14 protein-coding genes and 1 pseudogene are annotated in these 18,458 nt (G+C 64.9%); 6 read left to right on the top strand and 9 right to left on the bottom strand.

Annotated elements, in window-relative coordinates; all coding sequences use genetic code 11:
- Positions 1–38 precede the first annotated feature (38 nt).
- From J2Y63_RS07840 to deoC, 4 genes and pseudogenes are all read right to left on the bottom strand, one after another.
- Entirely contained in the window at positions 39–1,004 is a 966-nt protein-coding gene (locus J2Y63_RS07840) for a substrate-binding domain-containing protein (RefSeq protein WP_435265596.1), read from the bottom strand.
- Between the two features lie 78 nt (positions 1,005–1,082).
- Positions 1,083–1,852, bottom strand: a pseudogene (locus J2Y63_RS07845) (SDR family NAD(P)-dependent oxidoreductase).
- Positions 1,853–2,021: 169 nt separating this feature from the next.
- On the bottom strand, positions 2,022–4,397 hold the full coding sequence (locus J2Y63_RS07850; RefSeq protein ID WP_435265597.1) for an aldehyde dehydrogenase family protein: 2,376 nt from the start codon (positions 4,395–4,397) through the stop codon (positions 2,022–2,024).
- 23 nt (positions 4,398–4,420) lie between these two features.
- Positions 4,421–5,338: a deoxyribose-phosphate aldolase gene (gene deoC, locus J2Y63_RS07855; protein WP_435266066.1), complete on the bottom strand. Its 918-nt coding sequence runs from the start codon at positions 5,336–5,338 to the stop codon at positions 4,421–4,423.
- Positions 5,339–5,649: 311 nt separating this feature from the next.
- On the opposite strand from deoC, the gene J2Y63_RS07860 reads away from it, so the two are divergent.
- Positions 5,650–6,384: a GntR family transcriptional regulator gene (locus J2Y63_RS07860; RefSeq protein WP_435265598.1), complete on the top strand. Its 735-nt coding sequence runs from the start codon at positions 5,650–5,652 to the stop codon at positions 6,382–6,384.
- Positions 6,385–6,387: 3 nt separating this feature from the next.
- On the opposite strand, the gene J2Y63_RS07865 is transcribed toward J2Y63_RS07860, so the two are convergent.
- From J2Y63_RS07865 to J2Y63_RS07885, 5 genes are all read right to left on the bottom strand, one after another.
- Positions 6,388–7,821 carry a xylulokinase gene (locus tag J2Y63_RS07865; protein ID WP_435265599.1) on the bottom strand — a complete coding sequence of 478 codons (1,434 nt, stop codon included), beginning with the start codon at positions 7,819–7,821 and terminating at the stop codon, positions 6,388–6,390.
- A gap of 21 nt (positions 7,822–7,842) precedes the next feature.
- Positions 7,843–9,837 (bottom strand): transketolase, encoded by a 1,995-nt coding sequence (tkt, locus tag J2Y63_RS07870; protein WP_435265600.1) that lies wholly within the window; start codon positions 9,835–9,837, stop codon positions 7,843–7,845.
- 101 nt (positions 9,838–9,938) lie between these two features.
- A complete protein-coding gene (locus J2Y63_RS07875) occupies positions 9,939–10,700 on the bottom strand; it encodes an SDR family NAD(P)-dependent oxidoreductase (protein WP_435265601.1) in 762 nt (253 codons plus the stop codon).
- A gap of 11 nt (positions 10,701–10,711) precedes the next feature.
- Positions 10,712–11,650 carry a C-terminal binding protein gene (locus J2Y63_RS07880; RefSeq protein WP_435265602.1) on the bottom strand — a complete coding sequence of 313 codons (939 nt, stop codon included), beginning with the start codon at positions 11,648–11,650 and terminating at the stop codon, positions 10,712–10,714.
- Positions 11,650–12,795, bottom strand: coding sequence for a fumarylacetoacetate hydrolase family protein (locus tag J2Y63_RS07885; protein ID WP_435265603.1), 1,146 nt, complete (start codon positions 12,793–12,795; stop codon positions 11,650–11,652). The genes J2Y63_RS07880 and J2Y63_RS07885 overlap by 1 nt, the downstream gene beginning before the upstream one ends.
- 288 nt (positions 12,796–13,083) lie before the next feature.
- Here J2Y63_RS07885 and J2Y63_RS07890 point away from each other — a divergent pair, with 288 nt between their 5' ends.
- From J2Y63_RS07890 to rpiA, 5 genes are read left to right on the top strand one after another with little or no spacing between them, the layout of a single operon-like run.
- Positions 13,084–14,547, top strand: coding sequence for an aldehyde dehydrogenase family protein (locus J2Y63_RS07890; RefSeq protein WP_435265604.1), 1,464 nt, complete (start codon positions 13,084–13,086; stop codon positions 14,545–14,547).
- 3 nt (positions 14,548–14,550) lie between these two features.
- Positions 14,551–16,077: a xylulokinase gene (gene xylB, locus J2Y63_RS07895; RefSeq protein WP_435265605.1), complete on the top strand. Its 1,527-nt coding sequence runs from the start codon at positions 14,551–14,553 to the stop codon at positions 16,075–16,077.
- 11 nt (positions 16,078–16,088) lie between these two features.
- Positions 16,089–16,781 (top strand): HAD family hydrolase, encoded by a 693-nt coding sequence (locus tag J2Y63_RS07900; protein WP_435265606.1) that lies wholly within the window; start codon positions 16,089–16,091, stop codon positions 16,779–16,781.
- Positions 16,778–17,620: a MurR/RpiR family transcriptional regulator gene (locus J2Y63_RS07905; RefSeq protein WP_256116614.1), complete on the top strand. Its 843-nt coding sequence runs from the start codon at positions 16,778–16,780 to the stop codon at positions 17,618–17,620. The genes J2Y63_RS07900 and J2Y63_RS07905 overlap by 4 nt, the downstream gene beginning before the upstream one ends.
- 23 nt (positions 17,621–17,643) lie before the next feature.
- The gene (rpiA, locus tag J2Y63_RS07910) at positions 17,644–18,366 is read left to right on the top strand and encodes a ribose 5-phosphate isomerase A (protein ID WP_435265607.1); all 723 of its coding nucleotides are present in this window, start codon (positions 17,644–17,646) and stop codon (positions 18,364–18,366) included.
- The last annotated feature ends 92 nt before the right edge of the window (positions 18,367–18,458 follow it).

Genomic DNA, 18,458 nt, shown 5'->3' on the forward strand with positions numbered 1-18,458 from the left:
TGCACCGGAAACCGGTGCATCCTTCTCTTGCTGTCGATTTAGAATACAGAATCGGGCTTGTAATACTTGTCGACATTGTCCTTGGAGATCACGTCGGCGGGCGTGAAATACTCTTTCGGGAAATCCGACGGCAGTTCGCCCTTCAACGCCTTGTAGGCGACGTCGAAGGCGGTGCGGCCGACGAGGTCCGGATCGTTGAGGCCCGTCGCGCCGTAGGCGCCGTCCTTGATCATCGCCAGCGCCTCGCGCTGTCCATCGGCAGCGGCGGCGAAAAGGATCTTGTCGAGGCCGGCGGCCTTGGCCGCCTGCACGGCGCCGAGCACCATGGAGTCGTTCTCGCCGACGACGAGGTTGGCGTCCGGATGGGCCTGGAAAAGGTCTTCTGCCGCCTTCAGGCCGCCATCCGTCGCCCAGTCGCCCCAGCCCTGGCCGAGGATCTGCAGGTTGACCGCACCTTCGTTGACGAGCTGCGCCTCGGTAATGCCCTTGATGACGCCCATGCGGCGCTCAAGCCCGCCCGGATTGCCCTGGTTGCCGGACAGCAGGATCATCTTGATCGGCGTGCCCTTCATCGTCTTGGCGATCCAGTCGCCGACCAGGCGGCCGTTCTCGTCGCTGGAAGAGCGCACCTGCGAGATGAAATTGGCCTTCGGATTGAGCGTCGAGTCCATGGCCACGACCTTGACGCCGGCTGCGGTTGCCGCATTGACGACCGGCACGAGCGCTTCCTGATCGCGCGGATTGATGATGAGGATGTTGATGCCCTTGGCGATCATGTCCTCCACATCGTTGATCTGCTTGGAGAAATCGCTCTGGCTGTCCGCCGTGGTGATTTCGCAGCCCGCATCCTTGGCGGCCTTCTCGACGGCAGCGACCTGCGCGGCGAAATAGGGCGCGTTGAGCGAAGGCATGGTGAGGCCCACCTTGCAATCCGCGGCCATGGCGGCGGATGTGAGGCAGAACAGGGCGACGGACCCTGCCAGAAGCGTCTTGATCGTGGTCATGGTAACTCCTCCTAGTTGACTTGTTTGCATGCTATTGCGGCAAACACGATGCGGTGCGGCACCCGGGACGGGATGCGGTCACCAGAGCGTGTATCCTCCATCCACAAGCACGATCGATCCGGTCATCAGGCTGGCTGCCTGGGAGGACAGGAAGAGGATCACGCTTGCGACCTCGTGGTCCTTGCCCATGCGCGCCATGGGCGTGGAATCGATCCAGCGATCGAACATGGGCCGGTTGTTCTCGACGAGCGCATTGAGCGGCGTTTCGATATAGGTGGGCGCCACTGCATTGACGCGGACGCCACGCGGCGCCCATTCGGCGGCGAGCGACTTGGTCAAGTGGTGCACGGCGGCCTTCGAGGCGTTGTAATGCGCCTGGGGCTGCGGCCGGTTGACGATGAAGCCGGCATGGAGCCGACATTGACGATGGCGCCGCGGCCGGCCTCCAGCATGTGCCGGCCGAAGGATCGCGAGCACCAGTAGACGCCGTTGAGATTGACATCGATGACCTTGAGCCAGCGCTCGTCTTCCATGTCCTCGGCGGGGATGTCGCTCAGCGCGATGCCCGCATTGTTGACGAGGATGGAGGCGCCGCCCTTGGCGGCCAGTTCGTCGGCGATCGCCTGCATGCGCTTGGCGTCGGTGACGTCGCCTTCATGCACGGAAACGTCATAGCCCTTGGCCTGAAGGGTCGCGCGCGCTTCTTCCAGAAGGGCGGGATCGCGCTCGATGAGGGCGAGCCGTGCGCCGGCCTCGCCCAGCGCATCGGCGCTCGCAAGCCCGATGCCGCGCCCTCCCCCCGTGATGACTGCCAGTTCGCCGTCGAGCCTGAAACGTTCGAGATACACGTCTTTCCTCCGTCTAAAATGCCTGATCTCCGGCCGCACGAAAGGGTGGGCGCGCAAAAGCGCTGCCCTCGGCTGCGAACCGTCGGTCTTCGAAATCGATGCGAGAGGCCATAGCGGCCACCCGGCATTTTCTCAGGCGGGCCGGGGTGGCCTGCCGTTCTTACGTGCCTTACTCGCCGTAAGGCACCCAGATATTCTTCACCTGCGTGGCGCGCGCGAGGAACTCCCGGCCCTCGCCCTGGCGCGCATCGAACCAGTCGCGCTGCACCTGTTCGGTCCAGACTTGCTTGAGGTTGCCGGAGGACGCCTTCTCGATGGCACCGGCCGTGGCCGCCGTGCCGAAATACCAGATGCCGTCGACTTCCTCATGCTTGGCGAGGTCGAGTGCCAGGGCATCGCGGTCGCCCGTCACGATGTTGACCACGCCGTCCGGCACGTCGGAGGTCTCCAGCACCTGGTAGAAATCGGTGGCGGCGAGCGCCTGGCTTGCCGACGGCACGACGACGACGCGGTTGCCGAGCGCAATGGCCGGCGCGAAGGTGGAGACGAAGCCGAGCAGGCCGGGCTCCTCCGGGCAGACAATGCCGAGCGTGCCGACCGGCTCGTTCATGGCGAGCGCCACGCCGCGCATCGGCGGCTTGTGCACGGCGCCCTCATACTTGTCGGCCCAGGCACCGTAGGAGAACAGGCGCGAGACGCTGGCGGAAACCTCGCGCATCGTATCCTGCCGGCGCTGGCCGGTCATGGCGGCGAGGCGATCGGCGAATTCGCCGGCGCGGGCATCGAGGTTCTCGGCGATGTAATAGAGGATCTGCGCGCGGTTGTGCTCGCTGGCGGTGCTCCAGGACGTCGCCTTGCGCGCGGCTTCCACGGCGTTGCGGATGTCCTTGCGGTTGCCCTCGCCGACTTCGCCGACAAGCGCGCCAGAGGGCGAAACGATGGGCCGCGAGTAACCGCCATCGGGCCGGGCCTGCTTGCCGCCGACATAGAATTTCGCCGTGCGATCGACGAAGCCGGTGGAGAGTACGTCGCCGGTCGCCTGTGCCGCCGGTTTCTCGACGATCGCCTTCGCCTTGGCGAGCCATTTCGGCCGGCTATAGGCGGAAAGCCCCTCGCGGCCACCCTCGCGGCCGAAGCCGGATTCCTTGTAGCCGCCGAAACCGACGCCGGCATCGAACATGTTGGTGCCATTCACCCAGACGACGCCGCATTTCAGTTTCGGTGCTATGTCGAGGGCAAGCGACAGGGTCTCGCTCCAGATGGAGGCGGCAAGGCCGTATTCCGTGTTGTTGGCAAGCTCCACGGCCTCGGAGGGCGTGCGGAACGTCGTGGCGACGAGCACGGGGCCGAAGATCTCGACGCGCGAGACCGTCGAAGCCGGATGCACGCCGGTCAGCAGCGTCGGCGGATAGAAGCAACCCTTGCCCGGAATACCGGCCTTCGGCTGGTGCAGGGTGGCGCCTTCCTTGACGCCCGCCTCGACCAGCGAGCGGATGCGCTCCAGTTGCACCGGGTGCACGATGGCGCCGATATCGATGACCTTGTCGAGCGGATCGCCGACGCGCAGCGTCTCCATGCGGGCCTTCAACTTGGCGATGAAACGATCGTGGATGCTCTCCTGCACCAGCAGGCGCGAACCGGCGCAGCAGACCTGACCCTGGTTGAACCAGATGGCATCGACCACGCCTTCGACAGCCGCATCGAGATCGGCATCGTCGAAGACGATGAAGGGCGACTTGCCGCCGAGTTCCAGCGTCAGGCTTTTGCCCGTGCCGGCGGTCGCCCCGCGGATGCGGCGGCCGACTTCGGTCGAGCCGGTGAAGGCGATCTTGGCGATGCCGGGATGCTTGACGATCTCCTCGCCCGTCGCGCCATCGCCGGTAATGATGTTGACCACGCCCTCCGGCAGACCGGCCTTCTGGCACATTTCGGCGAAGAGAAGGGCGGTGAGCGAGGTATATTCGGCGGGCTTCAACACGACGGTGTTGCCGAGCGCGATGGCCGGCGCGATCTTCCAGGCGAGCATCAGCAGCGGGAAATTCCACGGGATGATTTGCCCGCAGACGCCGAGCGCCTCGCGGTCGGCAAGCTCGCCATCCATGAGCTGCGCCCAGCCGGCATGGTGGTAGAAGTGGCGAGCGACGAGCGGGATGTCGATGTCGCGGGTCTCACGGATCGGCTTGCCGTTGTCGAGCGTTTCCACCACCGAGAAGAGGCGGCTGTGGCGCTGGATAAGGCGGGCCAGCGCATAGAGGTAGCGGGCGCGCTGGTGGCCCGGAAGTGCGGCCCAGGCCGGCTGCGCCTTGGCGGCGGCCTTGACGGCCGCATCCACATCGGCAGCACCTGCCTGTGCGACACGCACCAGAACCTCACCGGAACCCGGTGCGGTCGTCTCGAAACTTTCGCCGGTCTTCGCCTTCTTCCAGGCGCCGCCGATGAACAGCTTCGTCTCGCCGCCCAGCGTCTTGATCCAGGCGCGCGCTTCCTTGTCGCTTTCGGGGGCCGGGCCATAGCTCATCGTGTCAAGAATCTCTGCAATCGACATTTCTATTCTCCCCTCGCCCGCCGTCAGGCCATGGCGTGGTGGCTGAAGGCCGCGTAACGGCCGGTGACATAATGTTCGAGCTGGCGCTCGATATCGGCGAGCAGCGAGGAGGCGCCGAAACGGAAGAGGTTCGGCTGGAGCCAGTCATTGCCGAGCTCCTCCTTCATCAGCGCGAGATAGGCCATGGCATCCTTGGCGGTGGAGATGCCACCGGCCGGCTTGTAGCCAACCACATGACCGGTCATCTCGCGATAGTCGCGGATGGCGCGCAGCATGATCAGCGTCACCGGCAGCGTGGCGTTGATGCCTTCCTTGCCCGTGGAGGTCTTGATGAAATCCGACCCCGCCATCATCGCGACCCAGGAGGCGCGCGAGACGTTGCGCAGCGTCTGGAGGTCGCCGGTCGCCAGAATGGCCTTCATATGCGCCGGGCCGCAGGCCTTCTTGAAAGCCTTTACCTCGTCGTAAAGCGCCTGCCAGTTGCCGCGCAGCACATGCTCGCGCGTGATGACGATGTCGATCTCCGCGGCCCCATCGGCAACGGACGCCTCGATTTCCTTGAGGCGCGTCTCGAGCGGCGAAAGACCAGCCGGAAAGCCGGTAGACACGGCCGCGACCGGAATGCCGCTGCCCTTCAGGGCATCGACGGCGGTCGCCACGAAACGGTGATAGACGCAGATGGCGCCGGTGGTGATGCGGCGGTTTGCAAGGCCGAGTGCTTCCTGAAGGTCCTCGCGCAGCGGTTGCCGCGCCTTGGCGCAGAGCCGGCGCACACGACCTTCCGTATCGTCACCGCTCAGCGTGGTGAGGTCGATACATTCGATCGCCCGCACGAGCCAGGCGGCCTGCCATTCCTTCTTGACCGTGCGACGGCCGGCGAGCGAGGCAACACGGCGTTCGGCGGCCGAGAGATTGACGCGCACCGCCTCAACCGGATCCATCGAAAAGGCCACGCCGGGATTTGACGGATGCGGGCCTGAATTGCGCGCCTTGGTGACGGCGCGCAACGCCGATACACCCTCGATGACAGCTTCACTCGCACCCACCTTGCAACTCCCGGATTTGATGTCGTCGGCACAGTCTGCTATATCAGGATAGCAGTTTGTAATGTTGTACGGACAACATAATCAAACTACGTTCCTGGTGTCAACAGCCCATGACGTCGGCCAATGCTTTTCGAGATGTCCGCTTGTCATGTCATGGGCACAACAGGCAAAGTCGTTCGACCCCGGTCCGGGAGGAAGAGATTCGCATGAGCATCGAACGCAATTCACCCATCCCCCTTTACTTCCAGCTTGCCGAAACGCTGCGGGCCGCAATCGAGACGGGCGCCTATCCGCCGGGTAGCAAGCTGCCGACCGAAGGCGAACTCTGTGAGCAGTACGACGTGTCGCGCAGCGTCGTCCGCCAGGCCCTTCAGTCGCTCGCCCATGACAACCTCATCGAGACAGAACGCGGCCGCGGCGCCTTCGTGCTGGAGCGCAAGGTGCCGATCGCGCTTGTCCAGCAGCTCGATCCGCTGCTCGAAAGCATGGCGAAGGCCGGGTTCAAGCTGACGACCCGGGTGCTGAAGCAGGAGCGCATCAAACCGCCCGCCCACATCGCCGAAGAGATCGGTGAAAACGACGCGATCTTCCTGGAGCGCCTGCGCTATGCGGACGGCGTCGTCTTCCTCGTGGTGCGCAACTACCTGCCCTATTCGCGCTTTCCCGACCTGCTGCAATCGAACGAGCTGGAGAAGGTCTCGCTCTATCAGTACCTCGCCAAGCGCTACGACGCGGTGGCGACGACCGGCAAGCGGCAGGTCGAGCTTGCCCGCATCAATGAAGAGGCGATCGCCGCACAGCTGCATGTGGAGATGAACAGCTACGTCCTGTTCAACCGCGAAGTGACCTATGACCAGAACAAGCAGGTGCTCGAATATTACGAGTCCTGGCATCACCCCGATCGCACGCGGCTGACGATCGACCTGCACCGGACCTATTGAGCGTCAAATGTGCCTGAGGCCGCGGTAGGTCGCACGGAAACGGGCGAGGAGTTCGTCCAGTCCCTCGAACGGTTGGGGATCAACGGGCGCGCCAAGCTCGTCCGGAAAGGGAATATCGTCCGGGCCACGCCAATGGCCGGCGGCGATGCCGCCGAGATAGGCGGCGCCGATGGTCGCATTGCCGAGATCGTGGGCCGGCACCAGCGGCATTTCGAGAATGTCGGCCAGCATCTGCTGCCAGCGTGGATCGGTGCTGCCACCGCCGGTTAGCAGGATGCGGTCGGCCGAAACGCCGATGCCCTGCATCGCATCCCAGCTGTCGCGTACCGCAAGCGCCACGCCCTCGAAGACCGAGCGGATGAGCTGGTTTCGCGTGCATCCGAGGCGCATATAGGCCCAGGCGGCGGAGGCATTCGGATCGAGCAGCGGCGCGCGTTCGCCCGTGACATAGGGCAGGAAGACGATGCCGCCGTTTCCCTCATTCTCCTCGAAGCCGGCGCGGTACATTTCCGGCCAGGAGGCGCCGAGAACCATGCGCGCCCATTCGAACACCGTGCCGCCATTCTGCAACGCGGCCATGGAATAGAGGCTGCGGCCGATGCCGCGATAGCTGTTGTAGAAGGGTTGGACCCGCGGCTCGATGGCCTCGACCACCGACATGATCTGGATGCCGGAGCCGACCTGGAGGATGGTCGAGCCGGGTTTTACCTGCCCCATGCCGAACAGGCAGGAGGCCGTGTCCGATAGGCCGGCGGCCACCGGCGTGCCGGGTGCAAGGCCGAGTTCCGCCGCAGCCGCCGCCGTCAGCCTGCCCGCCACCGCATCGGATTCGACCACCGGAGCGAGGATTGCGGGATCGATCGACAATGAGCCGAGGAAATCCGTGGCCCAACGGTCGGCCCCGACATCGTAAAGCAGCGTCATCGACGCATCCGCGGGCTCCGTCGCGGTCTCGCCCGTCAGGATGAGCCGCAGCCAATCCTTCGGAGAGAGGATGCGGCGGGTCGCGGCATACGTCTCTGGTTCGTTTGCCCGCAACCACAGCAGAGAAAGCCCGGCCATGCCGCTGACGACGGGATTGGCGAGCTGGCGGCGCACCGTTTCCGGCAGCGCGAGCACGGCATCCATCTCGGCCGTCGCCCGCTGGTCTGCCCAGAGGATGGCGGGCCGAAGCGGCTTCGCATCGGCACCCATGACGACGAGGCCGTGGGCCTGGCCGGACAGGCCGATCCCACGGACCTCGCGACCGCGGCCTTCGCAGCAGGCGCGCACGGCCGCCACCGTCTGCGCCCACCAGTCGGCCGGTGCGGTCTCGGCATAACCCGGCACGGGGGAGGAGACGGGATAGACACGGGAGGCCTCGGCGACGACCTTGCCGCCATCGTCGATCAGAAGAGCCTTGACCGAACCGGTGCCCAGATCGATGCCGAGATACATGTCTTCCCCGTCCCTTAATGATTAACGCAGCAGTTGCTCGGCCTCGGAGACGATCCGCTCGGCCGTCAGGTCCATCAGGCGGTAGATCTCCGGCCCGGGCGCCGATTCGCCGAAGCGATCGACGCCGACGACCGTACCCGGCCCCTTGAGGAACTGGTACCAGTAAAGCGGCGATGCCGCCTCGACAAAGACCGTCGGCGTGCCGAAGACAAGCACGCTGTCCTGGTAGTCGCGGCTTTCCCGCGCAAAAAGGTTGCCGTTGGGAATGGAGACGAGGCGAACGGCCTTTCCCTGGGCTTCCAGGGTGGCGGCAGCAGCAAGGATGAGGCCGAGTTCCGAACCGGTCGCGACGAGGACGACGTCCGGCTTGCCCGCCGAATCCTTCAGCACATAACCGCCCTTGCGGATGCCATCGAGGTCGCCCACCGAATGGGCGAACACACCGCCATCCTGCCGCGCGGCAACCACCACGCTCGGCCCCTGCCGCTTCAGCGCGTGTTCCCACGCCACCAATGCCTCCAGTTCACTGCCCGGCCGCCACAGCGACATGTTGGGGATCGCACGCAAGGCCACAAGCTGTTCGCAAGGCTGGTGCGTCGGCCCGTCTTCGCCGACGCCGATGGAATCGTGCGTGTAGAGGAAGATCGCCTTGAGGCCCATCAGCGCGGCAAGACGCACGGCATTGCGGCTGTAGTCGCTGAAGACGAGATAACAGGCGCCATAGGGGATCAATCCACCATGGGCGGCCATGCCGTTCATCATGGCCGACATGCCGAATTCGCGCACGCCGTAATGCAGGAAGTTGCCGGAAAAATCGTCGGGCGTGATGGAGCGGGCGGCACCCGTCCAGGCGAGCGTGGAGAGCGAGACGTCGGCCGAACCGCCGATCACCTCGGGCAGGCTTTTCAGGAGATTGCCGAGAACACGGTTGGACGCCTTGCGGACCGGCTCCTTGACGGACGCGGCGGAGAGAATGCGCGTCACTTCGCCCGCCACCGCGGCATCGATGCCATCCGGCAGCGTGCCCGCACTGCGGCGTTCCAGTTCGGCCGCAAGCTCGGGATAGTGTGTCTTGTAGGCGGCAAAGAGCGTGTTCCACTCGGCTTCCGCCCGCTCGCCGCGCGGGCGGGCGTCCCAGGCCCGCATGACGGGTTCCGGCACGACGAAGGCCTCATGCGTCCAGCCGAGATGCTCGCGCGTGCGGGCCACCTCGTCCACGCCGAGCGGTGCGCCATGCACCTCTTCCTTGCCCTGCTTGTTCGGCGAACCATAGCCGATGATCGTCTTGCAGCAGATCATGGTCGGCTTGTCTTCAGACCGGCGGGCAGCAGCAAAGGCGGCGGCGATGGCCTCGGCGTCATGCCCGTCCACATCGGCAATGACATTCCAGCCGAGTGCGCGGAAACGGGCCGCGCTGTCATCGGCGAACCAGCCGGGTGTTTCGCCATCGATGGAAATCTTGTTGTCGTCATAGACGGCGATGAGCTTGTTGAGTTTCAGCGTGCCGGCCAGCGAGGCCGCCTCCTGCGCGACGCCCTCCATCAGGCAGCCATCGCCGACGAAGACATAGGTGTGGTGATCGACCACCGGGAAGCCGTCGCGGTTGAAATCCTGCGCCAGCTTCTTTTCCGCAAGCGCCATGCCGACAGCCGTCGCAAAGCCCTGGCCCAGCGGGCCGGTGGTGATCTCGACGCCTGCGGTAATGCCGTATTCCGGATGGCCAGGCGTCTTGGAATGCAGCTTGCGGTGATCCTTCAGGTCCTGAACCGTCAGCCCATAGCCGGCGAGATGCAGCAGCGAATATGTCAGCATCGACCCATGGCCGTTCGACTGCACGAAACGGTCGCGGTTCAGCCATTTCGGGTTGCCCGGATTGTGCCGCAGGAAATCGTTCCAGAGCACTTCCGCGATATCGGCCATGCCCATGGCGGTTCCGGGGTGCCCGGAATTCGCCTTCTGCACGACATCGACGGTCAAGAAACGAATGGCGTTCGCCAGTTCACGGCGTTCGGACATATGCGGCATCCTCCAGATATCTTCTCTTCATCCTATAATGTTGTACTTACAACATGACAAGAGAGATTCTTGGAGATTGCAGCCTTCGAGACGAGAAGCGATCAGATCGACGTGTAGCCGCCATCGGCCGTCACGATCGAGCCCGTCATGAGGCTTGAAGCATCCGAAGCGAGGAACAGGACGACGGAGGCGATTTCCGAGGGTTTGCCGAGGCGCTCCATCGGCGTCAGGTCCAGCCAGCGGCGAATGAGCTCCGGCTGTTCGTTCAGCTTGTCGAGCAGCGGCGTGGCGATATAGGTGGGCGCGACCGCGTTCACGCGAACGCCGCGTTTGGCCCATTCGACCGCAAGCGAGCGCGTCAGGTGATGCACGCCAGCCTTCGACGCATTGTAGTGGCACTGCGGCTGCGGCGTGTTAACGATAGTGCCGGACATCGAGCCGATCGTGACGATGGAGCCACGCCCGGCGGCAAGCATCCGGCGGCCGAAGGCGCGGCAGGTCTTGAACACGCCGGTGAGATTGATGGAGATCACCCGGTCCCATTCATCGTCGCTCATCTCTTCCGCGGGCGTGTTGGTGACGATGCCGGCATTGCAGACCAGGCTGTCGAGCGGCGGCAGCCTCGCCGCCAGCGTTTCGAGGGCGGCCGTATCGGTGACGTCGAGCGCATGGGCCTCGGTGCTGAAACCGGCGGCTTTCAGCCGCTCCGCCGTTTCTGCCGCGCGGGCGCCGTCGCGGTCGGTGCAATGGACATGCGCGCCGGCCTCGGCAAGGGCTGTGGCGCATTCGGCGCCGATGCCCTGTCCCGCGCCGGTCACCAGCGCGGTGCGGCCGGTGAGGTCGAATTGTTTGAGATAGGCCATCGGCGTCTCCATCATGTCAGGGCGCAGCGCAGAGGCTCGCCTTTCAGCGCCCGCAAACCCTCTTCCGCAGCAAGCCGCTGCAGTCGCTCGACCGAGGCATCGGAAAAGAAGGCCGCATGGGGCGAGAAGATCGCGTTGGGCGCATCGCGAAGCGGCACCCCTGCCGGCAGCGGTTCCTTTTCGAACACATCCAGCCCTGCCCCGCCCAGATGGCCGCTGGAAAGCGCTTCGGCGAGGGCCACTTCATCGACCAGCCCGCCACGCGAGACATTGACCAGGATCGCGCCCCTGCGCATGCGGGCGATCTCGGCCTTGCCGATCATTTGCCGGGTTTCGCGTGTCAGCGGCACATGCAGCGAGAGGATGTCGGCCTGCGCAATCACATCGTCGAGCGGCAGCATCGTCGCGCCATCCGCGGCGGAAACGTAAGGGTCATAGGCGACGATCGTCGCACCAAAAGCCTGCATGCGGCGCGCGAAAGCGCGGGCGATGCGGCCGAAGCCGACAAGCCCGACGGTCGACTGGCCGAGCGAATGCACATGATCGACCATCGCGGCGATCTTCCATTCGCCGGCGCGGATGCCGGCGTCGTAACGGCCGAGCTTGCGCGCCAGCGAAAGCGCCATGGCGGCGGCGTGATCGGCGACTTCCTCGACGCCGTAATCCGGCACGTTGCAGACATGCACGCCGAGCCGCCGCGCCGCCTCCAGGTCGACATTGTCGACGCCGACGCCGTAGCGGATGACGGTGGCGCCCTGGGCCATGACGCCCATGGTGCGTTCGTTCATCGGCGCGAAGTTGTTGAAGACGACATCGGCATCGCGCACGGCAGCAATGGTCTCGTCCTCGCTGCGGCACTGGTGTTCGGAAAAGGCCGCAGCCACGGCCATCGCAGCCGCGCGCTCCTGATCGACATTTCCGAAGGCGTAATCGGTGACGACGACGCGCATCACCCCAAAACTCCGCGCTGTACGAGGTTGCGCATCAGCGCCCGCGTGCCGAAAGTCCAGGGAGCAGCCTTGTCGCAGGAGGTGACGGTGTTGGCGAGCGTGCCGAGCATCGGCGTCGAGATTTCCACGACATCGCCCTCCTGATGGGTGAAGCCGCTGCCCGGGGTGCCGCGATCCTGCGTCGGCGCGAACATCGTGCCGAGGAACAGCATGAAACCGTCCGGATATTGATGGCTCGACAGTGTCTGGCGCACCAGCTCGGCGGGCGCGCGGCTGATCTCGGCCATGTTGGAGCGGCCGGTGAGTTCGAACCCGTCTTCGCCGGTGACCGACATGCTGAGTTCCGCCTTCTCGATATCGGCGATGCCGAAACCCTCGTCGAACAGGCGGATGAAGGGGCCGATGGCGCAGGAGGCGTTGTTGTCCTTCGCCTTGCCGAGCAGCAGGGCGGAGCGGCCCTCGACATCGCGCAGGTTGACGTCGTTGCCGAGCGTCGCGCCACGGATCTCGCCGCGGCTGTTGACGGCGAGCACGATTTCCGGCTCGGGATTGTTCCAGCGCGAAATCTTGTTGACGCCGACCAGCGCTCCGTGACCGACGGACGACATCGGCTGCGACTTGGTGAAGACTTCCGCATCCGGCCCGATGCCGACTTCCAGATATTGCGACCACAGCCCCTCGCGCTGCAGCACGCCGCGCACATGCTCGGCCGTTTCCGAGCCGGCGCGCACTTTGGTCAGGCTGCCGCCGATCAGGTCGCCGATGCGCTGGCGGATTTCCTCGGCGCGCTGCGGATCGCCTGCGGTGCGCTCGTCGATGACGCGTTCGATCATGCTGCGCGCGAAGGTGACGCCGCAGGCCTTCAGCGCCTGAAGGTCGCACGGCGCGAGCAGGCAGGCGCGCGCCGCGCCATTGCCCATCTCCTGCGGGCTGGCGACGAAATCCTCGACGGGGCCGAGCCGCTCGCCGGTCAGCGCATCGAAGGTTGCGACGCAATCCCGGTCGAGGAAGTCGGCGACGGTCGGCACCGCCTGTGTGACGTCGAACAGCACGCCGTCGCGCAGGATAACGACGGAAGGCCCGTCCAGCTCAGGGCGCCAGACGCGGCCGATCAGGCGCGCAGCCTTCGGAAAATCGATGGTCATGAGAAGTCCTCCTTGGGATGCGGCATTACTAGTATTACTTCATTTTCTCGTCAATCCAAAATACGCCACCGAAAGCGGGCGTCGCGGCGGAGAACGCCACAAGGCGCTGAATATGAAAGTAATGCAATGATTTAATGCTGTTTTCTTGTTGCGCTGCAACGTTATCTCGCACGCGCAAAAATGAAATTCCCGCTTATGGCAGGGCTTGTGGATACGTAGTGATACTATATATTGCAGCCATCCGGCGTGAAGACGCCTTCGAAGACCACTGCAAGAACGATGGGTACAATGCTCGACCAGCTCAGCGGCAAACTGTTTATCGACGGCGATTTCGTGACCGGGCGCGGCCGGCCGATCCCGGTGGAAAATCCGGCGACGCTGGAGGAGATCGGCTCCATCACGCTCGCGAACCAGGAGGAAATCGACGCCGCCGTCGCTGCCGCCCGCAAGGCCTTTCCGGACTGGGCGACAGCGCCCGCCAAGGTGCGCGCCGCCGCGCTGCATCGCCTGGGCGAGGTCATCGCCGCGGACGCCGATGCCATGGCGAAGGTGATGACGCTGGAACAGGGAAAGCCGGTCAACGAGGCGCGCGGCGAGATCCTGAAGCTTGCCGAGGCCTGCCATTTCTATGCCGAAGAGGCGGTGCGCGTGCATGGCGAGATCATTCCGAACGACACGACCGACAGCGAAAGCCACGTGGTGCGCGAGCCGATCGGCGTCGTCGGCGCCATTACGCCGTGGAATTATCCGGCGGAGTTGATCGGCTGGAAGCTCTGCGGCGCGCTTGCCGCCGGCTGCACCATCATTATCAAGCCGGCGGAACTGACGCCCTTCACCGCGCTCGCCATCGCCGCCAAGGTGAAGGAGGCGAAGATCCCGGCGGGCGTCGTCAATGTCATTACCGGCTCCGGCTCCGTCGTCGGCCAGGCTTTGGTCGAGCATCCGGATATCGACAAGATCGCCTTCACCGGCTCGTCTGCCGTCGGCCTGCACATCCAGAAGACCTGCCCGCGCATCAAGCGCCTGTCGCTGGAACTCGGCGGCAATTGCCCGATGATCGTTACCGCCAAGGCCGATCTCGCCGCAGCGATCAAGGGTGCTGCCCGCCGCAGCTTCCGCAACAATGGCCAGATCTGCATCGCGATCAACCGCATCTATGTCGAGCGCCCGGTCTATGAGGCCTTCGTCGTGGGGTTGGCGAAAGCCGCCGATGCACTGACCGTCGCCAATGGGCTCACGCAGCCGGATGCCGATATCGGCGCCATGGCCTCGGCCGAGCCGCTCAACAAGACCATCGACCACCTGAAGGACGCGCTCGCCAACGGTGCGCGGCTTGCTGCGGGCGGCGACCGGCCGCAGGGCGAAGCCTTCGCCAGGGGCCATTTCTTCCGCCCGACGGTGGTTGTCGATTGCGATCACACGATGAAGGTGATGACGGAGGAGACGTTCGGGCCACTCGTCGGCGTCATGCCGTTCGACCGGCTGGAGGAGGCGGTCAAGCTCTCCAACGACACGCCCTATGGGCTCGCCTCCTATCTCTACACGCAGGATGCCGCCGAAATCCGCCACCTGTCGCGCCGACTGGATTACGGCAATGTCGCCGTCAACAATGTCGATGCCGGGGTGATGAATGCGCCCTATGGCGGGCGCAAGCAGAGCGGCGTCGGCTATGAACACGGCCGCGAGGGCATGCTGGAATATTTCAATTTCAAGCATATCCGCATCCGTCTCGACCTGCCGGAAGGTCTGTGAGCCATGCGGCAGGCCGTCCTCGGGATCGATATCGGAACGTCAGGCTGCAAGGCGCTGCTGCTCGCAACCGATGGCGCGCTGATCGGCAGCGAGACCGCGACCTACGACCTCGCCCAGCCGCGCCCCGGCTGGACGGAGCAGGATCCGGCGCTGTGGATCGAGGGCACACGCCAGGCCGTCGGCCGGCTCATTGCCGCCCATCGCGACGTCGAAATCCGCGCGATCGGCCTTTCCGGACAGATGCACGGGCTGACGCCGCTCGACGAGGCCGACCGCGTGCTGCGCCCGGCATTGCTCTGGAACGACCAGCGCAATGGCGCGGAATGTGCCGCGCTGACGGAAAAAGCCGGCGGCGAGGCGGCGCTGCGAGGCTATACCAACAACCGCATGCTGCTCGGCTATACCGGCGGCAAGATCGCCTGGATGCGCAACCATGAGCCGGACCTGTTCGGCCGGCTGAAGCAGGTGCTCAATCCCAAGGATTACCTGCGGCTGCTGCTGACCGGCGAAAAGGCGACGGAGGTTTCCGATGCCTCCGGCACCGGCCTGTTCGACGTGCGCGCCCGCGCCTGGAGCCTTTCGCTGATGGAAAAGCTCGATATCGACGCCGGCCTGTTTGCGCCCTGCCATGAATCGCCGGAGATCACCGGTCGCGTCAGCCGCGCAGGCGCGGAGCTGTTCGGGCTCGCCGAGGGCATTCCCGTGGTCGGCGGCGGCGGTGACAGCGTCATCCAGACCATAGGCTCTGGCGTGATTGCGCCCGGCGACGTGCAGACGACGATCGGCACCGCCGGCATCGTCGCCTCGGCACTCGACCGGCCGATCGACAATCCTGGCAGCCGCCTGCAGGTGTTCTGCAATGTCGCGCCGGGTAAATGGCATGCGATGGGTGTAACGCTGAATGCCGGTTTCGCCATGAGCTGGTTCCAGCGACTGCTGCGCGGCTTCGCCACCGGCCGCGACTGGAGCTATGACGACATCGCCGCGACGGCCGCCGAAAGCCAGGCCGGCAGCCGCGGCCTCGTCTTCCTGCCCTATCTCAACGGCGAACGCGCGCCGCATTCCGATCCCGATGCGCGCGGCGCCTTCATCGGCCTGACCGGGCTGCACGGCCCGTCCGACATGGCGCGTGCCGTGATGGAGGGCGTCGCCTTCGCGCTCTACGACATCTTCACCGTGATGCGCGAGGCGGGCATCGAGGCCAGCGTCGTCAAGGCCTCCGGCGGGGGCGCCCGCTCAGTGCTGTGGCGGCAGATGCAGGCCGATCTCTTCGGCTGCGACGTGGTGACGACGCAAGGGGCGGCCGAAGGGGCGGCCTTCGGCGCGGCCCTGGTGGCCGGTCTCGGCATCGGCCTTTACGAAACGCCGGAACAGGCGGCGGCGCTTTGCCGTCCCCTCACCCGCGAGGCGGTGGACGCGGCCGGCCAGGCGCGGTTAAGCCCCGGCTTTTCGGTCTATCAGGCGCTTTATCCGGCGCTGCGCGACAATCTGCACGCGCTGTCGCGCGCGTTCGACGACATTCAGACATGAGGGCAGCAGCGATGACGACACGCGACCAGGAGTGCGAGGGGCTGATCTTCGATCTGGACGGCACGCTGATCGACAGCGCGCCGGACATTGCCGGCGGCGTCAACGAATATTTCGCCGAGCAGGGCTGGCCGCAGCTGGAAGTCGTCTTCGTCGAGCGCTTCATCGGCAACGGCCCGCGCCGCCTGCTGCTGGACATGATGGTGGAACTCGGCCTGCCGAGCGACGACGAGACGGTGGACCGCGCCGTCAAGGGCTATCTCGCCGCCTATAACCGCACGCCTTCACGCCTCACCCGCTTCTACGAGGCCGTGAAGGAAGACCTGCATCTGCTGCATGCAGCCGGCTTTCGCCTCGGCATCTGTACCAACAAGCCGCATGCCCTGACGCTGCGCATCCTCGACATCCTCGGCATCGGCCACCTGTTCGACGCCGTCGCCGGCGCCGATGACGTGCCGGCTTGCAAACCGGACCCGATTCATCTCCTGACTGTCGCAACGCGCATGGGCCTTGCGGCCGGGCGCTGGGTTTATGTCGGCGATACCACCGTGGACCAGACCACGGCGGCGCGCGCCGGGGTGCCGTTCTATGCCGTTCCCTGGGGGACCGGCCGGCATCTCGATGTCGCGCCGGCCTACCGCCTCACCCGGCTTTCCGACCTTGCCGCCCTGCGCCAACCGCTTGTCGAAGGAGACGTGCAGGAATGACCAGCGATAGCCTGTTGCAACGCATTTTGCAGGAAAGCCACGAGATGGGGACGGCGGAAGCCCGCGTCGCCCGCTTCGTCAGCACGCAGCCGAACCAGGTGCTCCACATGAGCATGGCGAAGCTGTCGGAGGAATGCGACGTCAGCGACCCGACGATCATGCGCTTCTGCCGCCGCTTCGGCTTCCAGGGCTATCAGGATTTCAAGCTCTACCTCGCCCAGAGCCTCGTGCCCTCGGCCCCCTTCGCCTACGAGCAGATCGTTGCCGGAGATTCGGTCGAGAACATCGTGCGCAAGACAGCGCGCAATTCGCTGAACGCTATCCAGCGCGGGCTGGAGGATATCATCCCCGCCCAGATCGAGGCCGGCGCGAAGCTGCTGAACGGCGCGACCTGGATCGGCATCTATTCCAGCGGCATTTCCGAGATCACCGGGGTGGACGCCGAGCACAAGTTCCAGCGCCTGGGCCTGCGTTGCGCGGCGGTGAACGGGCGCAAGAAACAATGGCTGCATGCCGAGACCTCGAAGCCGAGTGAAGTGGCGCTGATCTTCTCGCAATCGGGCCATACCAAGCAGATGGTCGAGGTGGCGACCGCTGTTCGCGCCCGCGGCGCGCGCGTCGTCTCGATTACCGCGGCCGACAGCCCGCTCGCGAGCATTTCCGACGTGCTGATCGCCGTGACGCCCTATGAGCGCACGGAGCTTCTGACGCCGATCGCCTCGCGCCTCAACCATCACCTCGTCGTCAACATGCTGGTCACCTCCATGGCGGTGATCAGCGGTTCCGAATTCCCTGACCAATTGCCGGCACTCGATAGCTGGCAAACCGACAAGATCTGAAAGACCGGAGGATTGCAGACCCCATGAGCACCCAGGACGAAGCAAAGAAGGCGGCCGGGCGCCGCGTCATCGAGGAGTTCGTGCGCGATGGCATGAAGCTCGGCCTCGGCTCGGGCACGACCTCGCATTTCTTCGTGCGTGAACTCGGCAAACATGTCGCCGGCGGCATGAAGCTCACCTGCACCACCACCTCGCGCTCCACCATCGATGTCGCGCGCGATGTCGGCATCCAGATCACCGAGCCGAACGAGATCGGCGAGATCGACCTGACCATCGACGGGCCGGACGAAATCGACCGTGATTTCAACATGATCAAGGGCGGCGGCGCCTGCCTGCTGTGGGAGAAGATCATCGCCCATGCCTCGAAGCGCATGATCACCATCTGCGACGAGAGCAAGATCGTCGATCGGCTCGGCGGGTTCCCGCTGCCGGTGGAGGTTGTACAATTCGCCTGGAAGCAGACGGAACGCATGGTCCGCAAGACACTCGTCGACCACGGCATTTCCGGCATCCGCATCGAACGGCGCATGCGCGACGAGCTGCCGGTCGTCACCGACAGCGGCAATTTCATCCTCGACTGCCACTGCGGCACGATCGCCGAGCCCGGCAAACTCGAAATCGAGCTGAACCGCATCCCAGGCGTCGTGGAAAATGGCCTGTTCACGCGAGAATCCGATGGCATGGTGGTGGGAAAATTCGATGGTTCTGCCTACGTGGAAATGCGGAAATCTAGTAAAACAACGTAGGCTGGCATTGCCGACTTGCCGAAAACGACGCCGGAACCGGGGTTTTCGATCCCCGCCGTTCCGGCAGGATTTTTATCGCTTAACATATTGAT

Source organism: Shinella sp. BE166 (assembly GCF_051201095.1).
Taxonomy (GTDB): Bacteria; Pseudomonadota; Alphaproteobacteria; order Rhizobiales; family Rhizobiaceae; genus Shinella; species Shinella lacus.

What these genes read in the sequence shown, in the direction of transcription:
- J2Y63_RS07860 (WP_435265598.1), top strand. Translation starts at nt 5,650, where the DNA reads ATGAGCATCGAACGCAATTCACCCATCCCCCTTTACTTCCAGCTTGCC.
- rpiA (WP_435265607.1), top strand. Translation starts at nt 17,644, where the DNA reads ATGAGCACCCAGGACGAAGCAAAGAAGGCGGCCGGGCGCCGCGTCATC.
- J2Y63_RS07865 (WP_435265599.1), bottom strand. Translation starts at nt 7,821, where the DNA reads ATGTATCTCGGCATCGATCTGGGCACCGGTTCGGTCAAGGCTCTTCTG.
- J2Y63_RS07875 (WP_435265601.1), bottom strand. Translation starts at nt 10,700, where the DNA reads ATGGCCTATCTCAAACAATTCGACCTCACCGGCCGCACCGCGCTGGTG.
- J2Y63_RS07840 (WP_435265596.1), bottom strand. Translation starts at nt 1,004, where the DNA reads ATGACCACGATCAAGACGCTTCTGGCAGGGTCCGTCGCCCTGTTCTGC.
- deoC (WP_435266066.1), bottom strand. Translation starts at nt 5,338, where the DNA reads ATGGATCCGGTTGAGGCGGTGCGCGTCAATCTCTCGGCCGCCGAACGC.
- J2Y63_RS07850 (WP_435265597.1), bottom strand. Translation starts at nt 4,397, where the DNA reads ATGTCGATTGCAGAGATTCTTGACACGATGAGCTATGGCCCGGCCCCC.
- xylB (WP_435265605.1), top strand. Translation starts at nt 14,551, where the DNA reads ATGCGGCAGGCCGTCCTCGGGATCGATATCGGAACGTCAGGCTGCAAG.
- J2Y63_RS07900 (WP_435265606.1), top strand. Translation starts at nt 16,089, where the DNA reads ATGACGACACGCGACCAGGAGTGCGAGGGGCTGATCTTCGATCTGGAC.
- J2Y63_RS07885 (WP_435265603.1), bottom strand. Translation starts at nt 12,795, where the DNA reads ATGACCATCGATTTTCCGAAGGCTGCGCGCCTGATCGGCCGCGTCTGG.
- J2Y63_RS07880 (WP_435265602.1), bottom strand. Translation starts at nt 11,650, where the DNA reads ATGCGCGTCGTCGTCACCGATTACGCCTTCGGAAATGTCGATCAGGAG.
- J2Y63_RS07905 (WP_256116614.1), top strand. Translation starts at nt 16,778, where the DNA reads ATGACCAGCGATAGCCTGTTGCAACGCATTTTGCAGGAAAGCCACGAG.
- tkt (WP_435265600.1), bottom strand. Translation starts at nt 9,837, where the DNA reads ATGTCCGAACGCCGTGAACTGGCGAACGCCATTCGTTTCTTGACCGTC.
- J2Y63_RS07890 (WP_435265604.1), top strand. Translation starts at nt 13,084, where the DNA reads ATGCTCGACCAGCTCAGCGGCAAACTGTTTATCGACGGCGATTTCGTG.